Origin of the sequence: Bartonella sp. W8167 (assembly GCF_016100335.1) — a bacterium.
GTDB lineage: Bacteria > Pseudomonadota > Alphaproteobacteria > Rhizobiales > Rhizobiaceae > Bartonella > Bartonella apis.
On sequence record NZ_JACFSQ010000001.1, the window covers coordinates 906,282 to 922,409 of the forward strand.

Consider the following 16,128-nt stretch of genomic DNA (forward strand, 5'->3'; position numbering starts at 1 on the left):
AAGAATTCTTTATCACTGACAAGACATGATTAATAATATTTTATAATGCTTTTTACTGCCTGAAAGATTTATAAAAATGGAACCATCCAAAAATATCACCCGACTAATCGAAATCATGAAAGCTCTACGCGATCCTGAATCTGGTTGTGCTTGGGATAAAGAACAGACGTTCAAAACCATTATCCCCTACACGATTGAAGAGGTTTACGAAGTCGTCGATGCAATTGACCGCAACGATAAATTTGACCTCTGTGAAGAGTTGGGAGACTTGCTTTTGCAAGTTGTTTATTATGCCCAGATGGCCGAAGAAGAAGGAAGCTTCGATTTTGGTGATGTTGTCTATGCAATAACGAAAAAAATGATCCGCCGCCATCCACACGTCTTCGGTTCGGAAAAGCAGAGGGCAATGGGACTTATCAAAGGCGATTGGGATCGGATCAAAAAAGAAGAAAAAGCCGAACGGCTTAAAAAGCGCAAAGCAGCAAACCTCCCGGATGATACACCAACCGGCTTTCTCGCCGGGGTTAAAACTGCCCAGCCTGTGGAAAAGGAAGCTGTCGCGTTACAAAAAAGAGCGGCGGAAGTCGGCTTTGACTGGACAGAGCCGAAACCTATCTTTCACAAGATTGATGAGGAACTGTTGGAACTAAAAGAAGCACTGGAAACGGTTAACGAAGAAAATATACGTGATGAATTTGGCGACGTGTATTTTACCGTGCTCAATCTCGCAAGAAGACTTGGAATTACGCCAGAGCAGGCATTAAAACAGGCCAATAACAAGTTCCGCTATCGGTTTAATTTTATTGAAGGGGCTTTGGCAAAACAAAACAAAAAGTTGGAAGACGCAAACCTTGACGAGATGGAAGATCTCTGGAACGAAGCCAAGCTAGAACAATATCAAAAGCCCGAAAAAAAAGGCGAACAATAGCATTGATCGAGCAATGGACCGGCAGAACTTAAATACGTTCATATTGATGACAGCGTAAAACGTTTTTCAACGGCGAAATGGAGACACACGCAATAAGCGACCGCAAGGAGCTACATGCTATTCCATTGCCCTTGGTCGCACTTATTTTTGAGCCATCTCCAGTTTGGCTTGAGCGACAGGCCGAATTTCCACTGACAGACCGCACCCGCATGCAGATGTCTGATTGGGGTTATTGAAAACGAAACCGGTATGCAATGTCGTTTCCTCGAAATCAATCTGTGTTCCCAAAAGAAACAGAGTTGCTTCACGCGACACATAGACGCGAGCACCGCCATCTTCAGCTACATCTGCATTTTCAATTGCAGATTTGGCAAGATCGACAGTGTACTCCATCCCAGCGCAACCGCCTTTTTTCACGCCTACAATGATTCCAGAAGCATCGTTATCTTGCATGATATCGCGAATACGTTTTTTGGCAGCGTCGGTCATTGTAATTACTGAAAATCCGGCCATGGAATAGATAATCCTTCAAACTCTTTCGGCTAATTTGGTATTTTGAACGTTTATCGTCAAGAGTTAGCCTTCTATATTGGAGGCGAATTGAATTCAGCCTTTGAATACCAAAACACCGAATTTGGTGCTAATAATTGTTACGTATAGATAGCTTAAAGTAGAATCTGAAAAATCCAAATGCGCCAATTCAATATTTTTAGTTTCACAATTTTTGTTCTTTTTTCCCTCATGTCTGCAACACATGCTGCTGACATAGAAAATGGAAAAATCGTCTTCAAACGTTGCGCAGCCTGCCATAATGCAGACAAACTCGATAATCGTATCGGGCCGACACTTCAAGGTATCATTGGCCGCAAAGCAGGGTCACTTGACGGCTATCGCTATTCGCCTGCAATGGTAAATGCCGGAAAAGATGGTCTCATCTGGACGCGAGAAACACTTATGACCTACCTTCATAATCCCCAAGGATTGGTCAAAGGAACGCGCATGGCATCAATCAGATTGAATAATGATTCGGATATTGACGACCTCATTGAATATTTAAAATCCGTGTTACCTCAGTCGGATAAAAAATAAGGAATGTGCGAATTCATTGAAGATCAAAAAAGATACAGGGCATTTTATTTTTCCTGATTTTTTTAAAGAATAGGGATTGTGGTCACACACAAGGGCGTATTGGGGTATTGATAAATGAATATCGCAATCTACTGAATGTAACGACTTAAAAATCATCTTTCAAAAAAATCCAAAAGCACTTATCGCCCTCCTTTTCATAAGATCGTAGCGTGTCATAATGCCAATGCGATTCAGTCCAACACATTGATATTCAAAAATTTTTTATATCGAATTCCATGTTGGGCAGACTCGAGCGTAAAACAAATAAAAATTGCAAAATTAAAGTATATAAAACAACTCTTCAACACGTCGTGGCTGATGAAAACCTAACGAATTTTGGCTGTTTTGTCCTTTTTTAAAAATTTTTCACTTGCCTTTATATCGTTAGTATTTTAGGCCTTCTTCACGGTTCGGAGCGTAGCGCAGTCCGGTAGCGCACTTGACTGGGGGTCAAGGGGTCGTGGGTTCGAATCCCGCCGCTCCGACCATTTTTCTTCTGCTAATTTTTCCGTTTAACTCGCATGAAATCTTAGGCGTTCGCGCAAAGTTGCGTCCATCAATTGTTAGGCTGGGAAACGACATCTGCCGACCTGCAATTTTGAGATTTAAAAAATCTTATAACTTTTCAGAATATTTTGGATGTATCCGGCGTTAAACCAAGCCAAGGTAAACAAAAAAGCTCCGGAATATCCGGAGCTTTAAAACGCAGAATTTGGCACTTACCCGCGTTGGTAATGCAATTTAACGGGGGAGCAATGTCTCACCCATCAAAAATTCGTCGATAGAGCGGGCAGCCTGGCGCCCTTCCCTGATTGCCCATACGACGAGTGATTGACCGCGTCTGACGTCACCGGCAGCGAATAGCTTATCCACACTGGTTTTATAATTGTTGGTATCAGCCTGAACAGAGCGAGCTCCACGACGGTCGATTCGCAACTTCAACCGGTCGCCCAATTCGCTGCAAACGCCGGTCTCGAAGGGCCCTGCAAAACCGATCGCGATGAAAGCAAGATCGGCACGGATAAAAAATTCAGTTCCGGCAATCGGTTTGCGTTGTTCGTCAACATGGCAGCATTTAACATGCGTCAGCTCGCCGTTTTCAGCTATGAACTCAAGGGTAGCAACCTGGAATTCCCGTTCGGCCCCCTCGGCCTGACTTGTTGAAGTACGCATTTTGGATGCCCAATAAGGCCAAACGCTAAGTTTGTCTTCTTTTGCCGGCGGCTGGGGGCGAATATCAAGCTGCGTGACTTTTACAGCACCTTGACGGAAAGCCGTGCCAATGCAGTCCGAAGCAGTATCACCGCCGCCCACGACTACAACATGCTTTCCATCGGCTGTGATAGATGGTGAAGGCCAACCAACCGACTCGATATTTTCACGACCAACGCGTTTATTCTGTTGCACAAGATAACACATAGCATCGTGTACACCGTGGAAATGAACACCCGGTATATCGATTTTGCGCGGAGTTTCGGAACCACCACAATAGAGAACAGCATCATATTCGGCTAAAAGGTCATCAACAGCTTTATCGACGCCGATATTGACGCCGCAATAAAACGTTACCCCCTCGCCTTCCAATTGTTCGACACGGCGATCAATATGATGTTTTTCCATTTTAAAGTCGGGGATGCCGTAACGCAGAAGACCACCGGGGCGATTTTCCCGTTCATAAACATCAACCATATGGCCGGCACGTGCCAATTGCTGGGCAGCAGCCAGTCCCGAAGGTCCCGACCCGATAACCGCAACTCTCTTTCCCGTCTTTGCCTCATTTGGCTGAGGAGCAAAAAAGCCGAGCGCAAATGCCTTGTCGGCGAGCGTTTGTTCAATTGTCTTGATGGTTACCGGCACGTCTTCAAGGTTCAGTGTGCAAGCTTCTTCACAAGGTGATGGACAAACCCTTCCCGTAAACTCGGGGAAATTGTTGGTGGATAAAAGATTGCTTATAGCTTCTTTCCAATTGCCCTTATAAACAAGGTCATTCCAATCGGGTATCTGGTTATTGACAGGACATCCTGTCGAACCATGACAGTAAGGAATGCCACAATCCATACACCGTGCAGCCTGTTTTTGAACTTCTGCTTCGGACATCGGGATTGTAAATTCCCGAAAATGGCGGACGCGATCAGAGGCTGGCTGATACTTCTGAGATTGGCGATCTATTTCAAGAAAACCGGTTACTTTACCCATTTGTTATTTCCGTATCTGACTTTTGCATTTGAGATTGGGACTGCCGATTTTATTCGGCAGCCGTTTCCATGCGCATCTGTTCCATTTCTTCCAAAGCACGGCGATATTCGACCGGCATGATTTTCACGAATTTCGGACGGTATTGATCCCAATTATCAAGGATTTCGTTAGCCCGTTCGGATCCCGTATAGTGTAGATGATTTGCAATCATCTGTGCCAGACGCTCTTCATCATGATGGGTCATATTGGCCGATACATCGACACGTCCCTTATGCATAAGGTCGCCACCATGATGATGAAGCTTCTCAAGCATATCATCTTCTTCCGGAACCGGTTCAAGCTCGACCATTGCCATATTACATCTCTGGGCAAAATCTCCTGCCTCATCCAGCACATAGGCGACGCCTCCGGACATACCGGCAGCAAAATTGCGGCCAGTCTTGCCGATGACCACGACAACCCCGCCGGTCATGTATTCGCAACCATGATCGCCGACACCCTCAACGACAGCAGCAACGCCGGAATTGCGGACTGCAAAACGTTCACCCGCAACACCACGGAAATAACATTCTCCTTCGATGCCGCCATAGAGAACAGTGTTACCCACAATAATCGAGTCTTCGGCTACGACATTACTGTCTTCCGGTGGCCGAACAATGATTCTTCCTCCCGAAAGACCCTTGCCGACATAGTCATTACCGTCGCCGATAAGATCAAAAGTAACACCTCTGGCAAGAAAAGCACCAAACGACTGGCCTGCGGTACCTTTGAAGTGAATATTGATAGTGTTATCCGGCAGTCCCTTCTGACGATAACGCCTTGCAACTTCACCGGAAAGCATTGCGCCGACCGATCTGTCAACGTTACGTATAAGCGTTTCAAACTCTACCGACTTTTTGTTTTCCAGCGCCGGTGCGGCCTTTTCGATCAGTTTGCGGTCAAGAACATCGTCAATCGGATGATGCTGGCGTTCAGTATGCCTTGTCTGTTTCTTTTCCGCATCCGGTTTATAAAATATCCGGCTGAAATCGAGACCTTTGGCTTTCCAGTGGTCGATTGCGGGTTGCTTATCCAACAAATCGGACTGGCCGATAATGTCATCAAGCTTTTTGAACCCCATATGCGCCAGTATCGCGCGTACTTCTTCTGCAAGATAAAAGAAGAAGTTGATGACATGTTCCGGCGTTCCTTTAAAGCGCTTGCGCAATACAGGATCCTGCGTGGCAACGCCCGTCGGACATGTGTTTAAGTGACACTTGCGCATCATTACACAGCCGGCAGCAATAAGTGGTGCCGTTGCAAAACCGAATTCGTCGGCTCCGAGTAGCGCGCCAATGATAACATCGCGCCCTGTACGTAAACCGCCATCTACCTGCAATGCAACGCGAGAACGCAAGCCGTTGAGGACTAGAGTTTGCTGGGTTTCAGCAAGCCCCATTTCCCATGATGATCCAGCATTTCTGACCGAAGTCAGAGGCGAAGCGCCTGTGCCTCCATCATAACCGGAAATGGTAATATGGTCGGCACGTGCTTTGGCAACACCGGCTGCTACCGTTCCGACCCCTACTTCAGACACAAGTTTCACCGAAATATCTGCAAACTCGTTGACATTTTTCAAATCGAAGATGAGCTGAGCCAAATCTTCAATTGAATAAATATCATGGTGCGGAGGCGGCGAAATCAAGCCGACGCCTTGTGTCGAGTGACGTGTCTTCGCAATGATTGCATCGACTTTGTGTCCCGGTAATTGTCCACCTTCACCAGGCTTGGCACCTTGAGCCACTTTAATCTGGATGACATCGGCATTAACGAGATATTCGGCTGTAACGCCGAAGCGTCCGGAAGCGACTTGCTTGATGGCCGAACGTTCCGGATTTTTAGAACCATCCGGCAATGGATAGAGCCGATCGGGTTCCTCGCCACCTTCACCTGTGTTGGATTTACCACCGATCTTATTCATGGCGCGAGCCAATGTTGTGTGCGCCTCGCGAGAGATCGAGCCAAACGACATCGCACCTGTCGAGAACCTCTTTACAATTTCGGCTGCCGGTTCGACATCCTCTATTGCGACCGGTTTTGCCCCGCGTTCTTCCGCACTCTTGATCTTGAAAAGACCACGAATAGTTTTGGCTCGCGCAGTTTCTCCATTGATACGCTGTGAATAAGCGGTGAAAAGCGCCGGATTGGACGTGCGCACCGAATGCTGCAAACTTGCAACTGCGTCGGGTGTCCAGATGTGGGCTTCACCACGCACACGATAGGCATATTCACCACCGACATCTAGCGAATGAAGAAGGACAGGATCATTACTGAATGCTGCCGTATGGCGTTTTACAGTTTCTGTCGCAATCTGGTCGAGATCGACACCTTCTATGGTAGTGGCTGTACCCGTGAAGAACCGGTCGACAAACGACTGTTTCAGGCCGACAGCATCAAAAATCTGGGCACCACAATAGGACTGGTAAGTCGATATCCCCATTTTGGACATGACCTTCAGCATGCCTTTACCAATCGACTTGATATAGCGGTAGATGACCTCGTGCTCTTCGACTTCCTTTGGAAATTCACCCCGTTCGAACATATCGTTCAAAGTGTCGAATGCGAGATACGGATTGATGGCTTCGGCGCCATAACCTGCAAGGCAGCAGAAATGGTGGATTTCTCGCGGCTCACCCGTTTCGACAACCAAGCCGACAGACGTGCGCAAACCTTTTCTTATCAAGTGATGATGAACTGCGGCTGTCGCAAGCAACGCGGGAATCGGTATACGATCCGGCCCAATCTGCCGATCGGACAGGATGATAATGTTATAACCACCGTGGACTGCGGCTTCAGCACGTTCACAAAGGCGTTCCAATGCACCTTCAAGCCCTTCTGCCCCTTCCTGAACTGAATAGGTGATATCGATTGTCTTTGTATCGAAATGATCTTCTGTCTGGCCGATTGCCCTGATTTTTTCGAGATCACCGTTGGTCAGGATTGGCTGGCGCACTTCCAACCGCTTGCGACGGGAGGTTCCAACCAAATCGAATATATTCGGACGTGGGCCGATGAAAGAAACCAGACTCATCACCAATTCTTCACGAATAGGATCGATGGGGGGATTGGTAACTTGCGCAAAATTCTGCTTGAAATAGGTATAAAGCAGTTTCGATTTGTCGGACATTGCAGAAATCGGCGTATCGACGCCCATTGAACCGATAGGCTCCTGCCCTGTCGTTGCCATTGGCGAAAGCAGAAATTTCTTATCTTCCTGAGTGTAGCCAAAAGCCTGTTGCCTGTCGAGAAGCGAGACATCCTTGCGTAACGACCGAGGTTCGACGGGAGCAAGATCTTCCAGTATAAGCTGGGTATTATCAAGCCATTTCCGGTAAGGGTGCTTCGACGCAATTTCCGACTTGATTTCTTCATCAGAGACAATGCGCCCCTCTTCCAGATTGATGAGCAACATCTTTCCCGGTTGCAGGCGCCATTTACGAATAATATGTTTTTCTTCAACAGGAATGACACCGGCTTCCGAAGCCATAATGACATAATCATTATCGGTTACAATATACCGCGCCGGACGAAGGCCATTACGATCAAGTGTCGCTCCAATCTGGCGACCGTCGGTGAAAGCAATTGCCGCGGGTCCATCCCATGGTTCCATCAGTGCTGCATGATATTCATAGAATGAACGCCTTTCGACGTTCATCAGACTATTTCCTGCCCAAGCTTCCGGAATGAGCATCATCATTGCATGAGGAAGCGAATACCCTCCCTGACACAGAAATTCCAAAGCATTATCGAAACACGCAGTATCCGACTGGCCTTCGTAAGAAATAGGCCAAAGCTTGGAAATATCGTTACCGAAAAGTTCCGAGTCTACTGAAGCCTGACGAGCAGCCATCCAGTTAACGTTTCCCCTCAACGTATTGATTTCGCCATTATGAGCGATCATTCGATATGGATGGGCAAGTTTCCAAGAAGGAAAAGTGTTTGTCGAAAAACGCTGGTGAACAAGAGCTAAAGCACTTTCGAACCGTTCATCCTGCAAATCCTTATAATAAGCACCCACCTGAAAGGCCAGAAACATACCTTTATAAATGACCGTGCGTGAAGACAGACACACAACATAAAAGCCGTTATCACGACCGCCAGTTTCATGAAAAATTCTGTTTGAAATGACTTTTCTAAGCACAAAAAGACGGCGTTCAAAATCATCATCCGACTTTATCGACGGATCACGCCCGATGAACACCTGTCGATGAACCGGCTCTGTTGCAACAATTGCAGGAGCTTTCGATAGTGAGGAATTATCAACCGGCACATCACGAAAAGCGATAAAATGCTGCCCTTCAGATGCAATAACTTCCTTGACAATCTGCTCGATATGAGCCCGCATTGCCTCGTCGCGCGGCATAAATATATGACCGACAGCATACTGTCCGGCCTTTGGCAATTCGACCCCCTGTTCAGCCATCACTTCGCGAAAAAAGCGATCGGGTATCTGTACCAGTATGCCTGCACCGTCTCCCACCAGAGGATCCGCTCCGACGGCACCTCTATGGGTGAGGTTTTCAAGCATAAATAGCCCGTCTTGAATAATTTTATGGGATTTCACATTTTTTAATTGGGCGATGAAGCCGACGCCGCAAGCGTCATGTTCATTACGCGGACTATAAAGCCCTTGAGCAGAAGGAAGTCCATATGATGAAGCAACACCTTCATTTGTCGATGATGACGCTATCGAACCGTTTTGAGTAATTTTATTACCTGAAATTACGCTATCCGACATTTAGAAAGCCCTTTTTCCAAAACCCAAACCCGAAATTTCGACAGAAAACGACAACATCTAGTCTTTCGGTCGCAAAAGAAACACTGTGAAATTTCACTTTTTATAAGCTATGTCAGAAAGGTTCTAAGTTTTCAACCATCAAAAACCAAAAATGAAATATTATTTCAACTATTTTAAATTTTTTTTGTGTTTATTGCGTTAGAGAATATTATTGATTTCATTTGTTTTTATACGCTCATTAAGAGCGATATGATATCAGTGCAATATTGCACTCAATCCCTGATGTCTTACAATTTTTACAGTTATCTATAGTGTCTCGTAGTTCACGGTTCTATTTACCGTTCAAGCCAACAACAATATTCTGAAATATTGTACAACGCACAACTTTTAAAGCGGCATGATCAGGCCAATAAAAGCCGTGGAAAAGTCTGCAAAAGCATATAAAATAATAAAAAGCGTGGGACACGCCTCCATGCGCGTCCCACGCCAATAGTTATAAATTTTCGGGAATAATTATTCTGCCGCTTCGACTTCCATCTCATGTTTCGGCGTTTCATGTTTTGACATTTCGTGTTTTTGTACACGTTTATTCGTATTGGAAGCCTTCGATGTCTGCACCGCAATTTTCCGCGGCTTCATCTCTTCGGGAATTTCCCGTTTGAGTTCAATGTGAAGCAAACCGTTTTGTAGTTGTGCACCGACCACTTCAACATGATCCGCTAATTGGAAGCGACGTTCAAATGACCGGGAAGCTATTCCGCGATAGAGAAAATCACCTTCATCATTCTCTTCTTCACGAGATTTCTCGCCTTTAACGGTGAGTTGGTGACTTTGGGCTTCAATATCTATTTCATCTTCGGAAAAACCGGCAACCGCCATGGAAATCCGATAAGAATTTTCGCCCAACCGTTCAATATTGTAAGGCGGATAAGCTTGAACACTCTCCGGCTGTGTCATTGTATCAAACATATTGAACAAGCGGTCAAAACCGACAGTTGAACGATATAATGGTGAAAAATCTACTTGACGCATCATAATTGCCCTCCTTCAGAGCGACGAATGTTTGATTATTACGATCTCCTTCAAGGCAGACCCATATAACCAGCGACCCCGTATCGGCGATCGCATAGTTTATGTGGTTATTATTTTCTGATCTTTCAAGAGATAACCCCATCCCGAAAAACCCATCAGTGAAAATCTTTTAAAAATATTGAAGTAAACCATTTTTTACCAATTGCGCTTCCCGAACCAACAGGTCAGCTTTTGACGTGTTGCGCCTCCACCTTTTCACTCATGTTGCGACGTCACATAATGGTTTTTCTTCACGAACCGGACAATTTTTAGAACTATTCGTCATACCTCAATCTTGAGGAAATGCTTTTTTAAATGTTACAATTTAAATGGATAGACCAATTATCATGTAACAGAGAAAGCCTGAATAATTGCACTTGAACGCGTCAAAAGTCGAAAAGATACCTGCTCTCCTCTTTTCGTCGTTTATGGAAACGTCTGATAAAAGGCGTCTAGGCATCGTCAAGAACGTAAGAAAACATAATTTTCAAAAGGGAACTGTTATTTTTCTACAAGGAATTGCCGACAGTTCGCGGCGGTATAAAAACCTGTTTTCCAAACTTGTTGATCGTGGTTTTTCCTATGCATCGTTTGAGTGGTATGGACAAGGAGCTTCCATCCCATCCGACGAAAAAGAGCGCGAAACTGCTCAACGCACATTTGATATTAACCGGCATATCGGTGATCTTGAGGAATTTCTTGACAAAATTGTCTATGCGGACTGCCCTCCGCCTTATTATTTTCTTGGTTATGATATCGGCTGTCTTATTGCGATCTCCAGCATTGATATTATCAACAACCAATGCAATCGCTTTCTCGGCATTTCACCTTTCTTCAGTCCTTTAGGTCATAAGATCGGTGGTTTTGAACACAAGATCAGTGAGATGATGAATGATTTCGGGCTCGGACATATAAAGTTGAGACAAGGGAAATCGATTTTTCAAAGTTACCACTTTAATAAAGGCTACTCCGACAGCGGCGATCATAAGGAAGAGGATTTCGCCGTTCTTGACAGGAGATGGCTTGCCCATGTGTTTGACACTGCAATTTACGCAAAAGAACGCCTTGAAAAAAATGACCTTCGTTTTCCCGCTTTGTTTGTCACCGGACACAATGACAGATTGACCGATGCAAGCGAAGTCCGTCGCTTTTGTCATAATGTCAGGCTAGCCGATACAATCACACTTATTGGCGCCGGACACGACTTGTTAAATGATAAAGAAAATTACCAAAAACAGTTTTGGGCATTGTTTGACGCGTTCATTCCAGGAACCAACGCCTATGAAATCAATCATTGAGTATTGATAAGGCCGCCTCCAAAAGTTCGGGAGTTGCTGAAGCGATAATATTGCCGGCATCTTCAGCTTTTTTGCCGTTCCATTGTCTGATGATTCCGCCCGCTTGTTCCACAATCGGAATGAGCGCGGTGATGTCATAAGGCTTCAAGTCTGTCTCGACCACTAAGTCGACAAACCCGGACGCGAGCATCGCAAAAGCATAACAATCCGCACTGTAACGAGTTAAACGGACTTTCTGTGAAAGTTTTTGAAACCGGCTTTGATTTTTCCCGTCGAAAAGTTCCGGAGCAGTCGTCATCATTGTCGCTTTATCAAGTAATTTACAATTGCTGACGGATAGTTTCCGGTGATCCCCGTCGTTTTCTGTGTAAAGGTAAGCGCCTTTGCCGCAACTATAATAAATTTCGCGTGTGAAAGGCTGAGCCATCATACCGGCAACGGCCTTACCTTCCGTCTTCAAACCAACGAGACTACCCCACGTCGGCATACCTGTGATAAAAGAACGCGTCCCGTCAATCGGATCAATTACCCATAAATTGTTATTCAGCCCCGCGAGCGTTGGAAATTCCTCTCCCAAAATTCCATCATCAGGCCGTTCCCGATGAATATATTCTCTTAATGCTATTTCGGTTTCACGATCAGCAATTGTGACGGGGTCGAAACCATTAAGGTCTTTGTTATCAATCGATAGCGGGTGTCGAAAAAAGGGGAGCGAAGTGTGCTCGACGATATCGGAGAGTTTTTTAAAAAATTCGAACCCCGGAAGATTGCTCATGCTTTTTCGACCACCCTGATTTCAAACAAAACTCAATGCAAATCATTTAACCCGTTTTTGTGCCAATTCTCAATGCTTAAGATAGACGGAAAATCATCGATCAGAGCAGCTTTTATAATCACGTGTGTCTTTTGCGTTATTATCCGGTGATATGTTTCCCGCAATTTTTTTAGAAAATTTACATAAATCGAAAACAAAAGCACCACTTCTCAAATTCCAACGGCTTCGGATTTATTCCGCTGCGGCTTTACAAACCATCAATTCTTGTTCAGGAAAGGCCATAAGGTCGGCAGAAAAAGCAATCAGATCACTCTGTAATATATCGAAATTAGTGTTGGCTTCGCGCGTAATCTCGTCGAGATACAGGCTTCTGTTTATTTCTATCTGCAAAGCATGGATGTTTTCGGATGGTCGACCATAATGGGTGGTAATAAAGCCACCCGAGTAAGGCCGATTAAGAGCGACCTGATAGCCTTTTCGGCTCAAACATTCGGCTGCATATTCCACAAACGCATTGGCACAAGATTGTCCATTTTGATCACCCAGAATAAAATCCGGCTGCCCGCCTCCATCAAAAAACTTCAACTTTCCGGGCATCGAATGACAGTCGATAAGAACTGCAAATCCAAAACGATTTCTCATTGTACCAAGCTTGGCTGCAAGGTGGTCATGATAAGGAACATAGAGTTTTTCAATCCGCTCCATTGCATCATCAATATGAATTCGGCCATTATATATTTGTACACCTGTCGCTACGATTTTCGGGATTGTTCCCAAACCCGCCAGAACCCGCATGGACGGCTTCGGGACAGATTCCGGTAAAGGTTCAAAAAACATATCGGGATCAAGCTCGTAACGCTCACGATTGACGTCAAGAAATGCACGGGGAAAATTTGCTGCCATAAAAGCTGCACCAAGACCGACAACCCCATTGAATAACAAGTCGACGTAGCTGTCTTCAGAAATACGGATCGTGAAATTATCAAGAACGGATTGTTCCAAAAAGCTTTTCGGATATATGCGACCGGAATGGGGGGAATTGAACAGAAACGGAACTCTGAGTTCAGCCGGCTCGCTATATTGGAACGCTGTGACACTCATTAAATCCATTTGAAAAACCTGCCAATCGTAAATTTTATTAAAACCAATCGTATATTTATTAAAAAAGGTAAACCGACTGCCCCGTCATTCGCAACTACGAATTAACCATTATATAAAACAAACTCGCTCCAACAGCGTTTATCGCTTTTTTTACCAACTGGATTTATTGTATGAATAAGAGAGAGATAAGGTTCAAATTCTTATAAACAATTGCTGGACACTATAATGAAACGTATTTTGCTTGCCGAAGACGATAATGACATGCGTCGCTTTTTAGCAAAAGCCCTTGAACGGGCCGGTTACGAAGTTACCGATTTCGATAACGGTGCAAGCGCTTATGAACGGCTGCAAGAAGAGCCATTCTCACTTCTCTTGACCGATATCGTTATGCCGGAAATGGATGGCATTGAGCTTGCTCGCCGTGCTACTGAAATTGATCCGGATTTGCGGGTTATGTTTATTACCGGATTTGCCGCTGTTGCGCTGAATTCCGATAGCAACACCCCTCGTGACGCAAAAGTTTTGTCCAAACCGTTCCATTTGCGCGAACTTGTCTCGGAAGTCGAGAAAATGTTGATTGCAGCTTGATAGACCGGTTTTTGAAATCATCATTTTCGTCAAATTTTAGATTATTTTTTATAAAAAAGCATTGACCTCACGGTTTTGTTGTGGTGTATGCAACAACGTCAGATGGGCGTGTAGCTCAGAGGGAGAGCACTACATTGACATTGTAGGGGTCACAGGTTCAATCCCTGTCACGCCCACCATCTGTTTTCCAAATAAAGGGTATATTTTTAACCGACCGTCTAAATCCGGTTTCCGGTAATTTCGGCCTATAGGTCAGAGTGTTAAAAGCCAGACCGTTTACTCATGCTTCGCATCTGTTTGAGGCAATATGGGGTCATGAGATCATCTGTTCCTCCCTTTCTCCGGTGTGCCTCATTGAACAAAAACTGTTTGAAACTTCGCTTTTAATTCCGGATTAAACTTGGCTTCGAGAAAAACCGGAATTAACACCCTGAAAAACCGATTCTTTAAAACAAGCATCTTGCAATTACGGCACAGTTTCCGGAACGCCGCTGTTCGCAGTTCCGGTGAAATGACCGAAAGCTCTCACTCAAACGCGACAAACATGTCAATCGGGAAGCGGACCGTTCCTCCATTTTTTATAAAATGAAAATCATTGGGATAACGAGCCCATTTCAGCACCCTGCATGCGACAAAATGAACCCCATGAACAAGATAACCGCGTTGCCGATCAATTTTCCCGTTCCGCGAACTTGCCTTGAAAAATCATTAAAATCGCTTCCAAGGAAATGCATCAACAAATTTCGTTTTCCGTCCATGCCGTTGAAAACTACCAATAATCTTGCCCCCATTCATTAGAGCACAACGAGTTCGGTTTAAGTTTTAAAAAAATGGCCTATGCTCATCCCTATACATCCGGTAGGATGAGCTTAAAAAATTCACTTTGAATCGGGATAACGATCCACGGGGTGGGAACCTTTGAATATCAATTTTACAAAATAAGAGAACCCAAAATTTTATTGATTCATCGAGATATTTAACATTCAAAAATTTAATTCTGTGTGCTGAAAAGATTGTCGTAAAGCCGCTCTTTCAATTTCTGTTCAATCTCCGGATTGTATCAACAGAGAAAAATAGAAAAAATCGAGCCGATAACAAATGCCAAGGCTAGGAAAAAACAATCTCCATCTCACTGCCACAGCAAGTCATCATGGTTGACACTTGCGACGGATTAACACAGCAATACTCGATATATCGGCTCACAATAAATTAAATATCGGCTCACAATGAACTAAATTATCTTGTTCGTTGACTTAGCGGGCTCGATCAAGAACTCTCTTACATTCTATCAATTCGAATAACGCCTCTTGAAGCAGTGTTTTATTGTCTTTGCCTTTTCCGATGCTACTTCCGCCCACTTCAGCATCAGAATCCGATTTCATAAAGCTGAATAACCCTTTTGATTGCTGCGGCTTTGCCGGCAGTGGGGTATTCTCGGCTTCTTCTTCGGCCTTTTTTTTCTGCGTAATTGCATCAATCGCCGCGATGTCGCCATTGCCGAGTGCAATGACAAAGGCAATGCCATTTTCCTTCAACAAGCGCTGTGCACCCTTTATGGTGTAGCCTTGCTCATATAAAAGTTGTCGGATTCCTTTAAGCAAATCAACGTCTGCCGGTCGATAATAACGACGACCACCACCGCGTTTTAACGGCTTTATTTGTGAAAAACGTGTTTCCCAAAATCTCAAGACATGTTGTGGGAGATCCAACGCTTCAGCAACTTCACTAATTGTACGGAAAGCATCTGGACTTTTATCCATTTTCTAACCTTTGCCGACTAAAACCGACCTCTAACCCGATGTTGAACTTGAACCCTTCCAAATGAATCCTGTTAAGCTGCCAAGTGCTTCGGCGAACTCTGTGAATTCACCTATTTCTTATTACAGAACAGCCATTTATAAAAGACACTTTCACAGAACTGAAAAACAATAGTGTCGGGTCAGGACTTCTTTGAACGGTGACCATCCAAAATCTTTTTTTTCAAAACATTCGATGCTTTGAACGTCATGACGCGACGGGGTGAAATCGGTACTTCTTCACCAGTTTTCGGATTACGGCCAATGCGTTCGGTTTTATTGCGAACATGAAAAGTTGCAAATGAAGATAATTTTACAGTTTCACCCTTAACAATTGCATCACAAACTTCATCAAGGATCATTTCAACCAACGAAGCCGACTCTGTACGTGACAGGCCAACTTTCCTGCAAACGGCATCTGCCAAATCTGCACGCGTTACTGTGTTACCAGCCATAACAATCGCCTTCTT

At 44.7% G+C, this 16,128-nt stretch carries 12 protein-coding genes and 2 tRNA genes; 6 read left to right on the plus strand and 8 right to left on the minus strand.

Features of this window, described 5'->3' with window-relative positions; genetic code table 11:
- Positions 1 to 76 precede the first annotated feature (76 nt).
- Positions 77 to 928, plus strand: a complete 852-nt coding sequence (gene mazG, locus H3V12_RS03655) for a nucleoside triphosphate pyrophosphohydrolase (RefSeq protein ID WP_198212866.1) — start codon at positions 77 to 79, stop codon at positions 926 to 928.
- Between the two features lie 141 nt (positions 929 to 1,069).
- Here mazG and H3V12_RS03660 read toward each other — a convergent pair whose 3' ends face one another.
- Positions 1,070 to 1,441, minus strand: coding sequence for an iron-sulfur cluster assembly accessory protein (locus tag H3V12_RS03660; protein WP_198212868.1), 372 nt, complete (start codon positions 1,439 to 1,441; stop codon positions 1,070 to 1,072).
- A 228-nt stretch (positions 1,442 to 1,669) separates the two neighbouring features.
- On the opposite strand from H3V12_RS03660, the gene H3V12_RS03665 reads away from it, so the two are divergent.
- Entirely contained in the window at positions 1,670 to 2,017 is a 348-nt protein-coding gene (locus tag H3V12_RS03665) for a cytochrome c family protein (RefSeq protein WP_198213776.1), read from the plus strand.
- Positions 2,018 to 2,467: 450 nt separating this feature from the next.
- A tRNA-Pro gene (locus H3V12_RS03670) sits at positions 2,468 to 2,544 on the plus strand.
- A gap of 253 nt (positions 2,545 to 2,797) precedes the next feature.
- Here the strand turns inward: H3V12_RS03670 and H3V12_RS03675 are convergent.
- The 3 genes from H3V12_RS03675 to H3V12_RS03685 all read right to left on the minus strand — a co-directional run bounded on the left by H3V12_RS03675 (position 2,798) and on the right by H3V12_RS03685 (position 10,061).
- Entirely contained in the window at positions 2,798 to 4,252 is a 1,455-nt protein-coding gene (locus tag H3V12_RS03675) for a glutamate synthase subunit beta (RefSeq protein ID WP_198212870.1), read from the minus strand.
- Positions 4,253 to 4,301: 49 nt separating this feature from the next.
- Complete coding sequence (gltB, locus tag H3V12_RS03680; protein WP_198212872.1) at positions 4,302 to 9,029, minus strand: glutamate synthase large subunit; 4,728 nt, start codon at positions 9,027 to 9,029, stop codon at positions 4,302 to 4,304.
- Between the two features lie 513 nt (positions 9,030 to 9,542).
- Positions 9,543 to 10,061 (minus strand): Hsp20 family protein, encoded by a 519-nt coding sequence (locus H3V12_RS03685; RefSeq protein ID WP_075870892.1) that lies wholly within the window; start codon positions 10,059 to 10,061, stop codon positions 9,543 to 9,545.
- Positions 10,062 to 10,477: 416 nt separating this feature from the next.
- On the opposite strand from H3V12_RS03685, the gene H3V12_RS03690 reads away from it, so the two are divergent.
- Complete coding sequence (locus tag H3V12_RS03690) at positions 10,478 to 11,398, plus strand: alpha/beta hydrolase (RefSeq protein WP_198212874.1); 921 nt, start codon at positions 10,478 to 10,480, stop codon at positions 11,396 to 11,398.
- Here H3V12_RS03690 and H3V12_RS03695 read toward each other — a convergent pair.
- Together H3V12_RS03695 and H3V12_RS03700 are read right to left on the minus strand one after the other, a co-directional pair.
- Positions 11,388 to 12,173: an inositol monophosphatase family protein gene (locus H3V12_RS03695; protein WP_198212876.1), complete on the minus strand. Its 786-nt coding sequence runs from the start codon at positions 12,171 to 12,173 to the stop codon at positions 11,388 to 11,390. The two genes, H3V12_RS03690 and H3V12_RS03695, sit on opposite strands and share 11 nt — an antisense overlap.
- 231 nt (positions 12,174 to 12,404) lie before the next feature.
- Complete coding sequence (locus H3V12_RS03700) at positions 12,405 to 13,283, minus strand: N-formylglutamate amidohydrolase (protein ID WP_198212878.1); 879 nt, start codon at positions 13,281 to 13,283, stop codon at positions 12,405 to 12,407.
- A gap of 216 nt (positions 13,284 to 13,499) precedes the next feature.
- Between H3V12_RS03700 and H3V12_RS03705 the strand changes: the two genes are divergently transcribed.
- Positions 13,500 to 13,862, plus strand: a complete 363-nt coding sequence (locus H3V12_RS03705) for a response regulator (RefSeq protein ID WP_075870787.1) — start codon at positions 13,500 to 13,502, stop codon at positions 13,860 to 13,862.
- A gap of 104 nt (positions 13,863 to 13,966) precedes the next feature.
- Positions 13,967 to 14,041, plus strand: a tRNA-Val gene (locus H3V12_RS03710).
- Positions 14,042 to 15,115: 1,074 nt separating this feature from the next.
- On the opposite strand, the gene H3V12_RS03715 is transcribed toward H3V12_RS03710, so the two are convergent.
- Together H3V12_RS03715 and H3V12_RS03720 are read right to left on the minus strand one after the other, a co-directional pair.
- Complete coding sequence (locus tag H3V12_RS03715) at positions 15,116 to 15,622, minus strand: MerR family transcriptional regulator (RefSeq protein ID WP_075870788.1); 507 nt, start codon at positions 15,620 to 15,622, stop codon at positions 15,116 to 15,118.
- A gap of 179 nt (positions 15,623 to 15,801) precedes the next feature.
- Positions 15,802 to 16,113, minus strand: coding sequence for an integration host factor subunit alpha (locus H3V12_RS03720; RefSeq protein WP_075870789.1), 312 nt, complete (start codon positions 16,111 to 16,113; stop codon positions 15,802 to 15,804).
- Between the last annotated feature and the right edge of the window lie 15 nt (positions 16,114 to 16,128).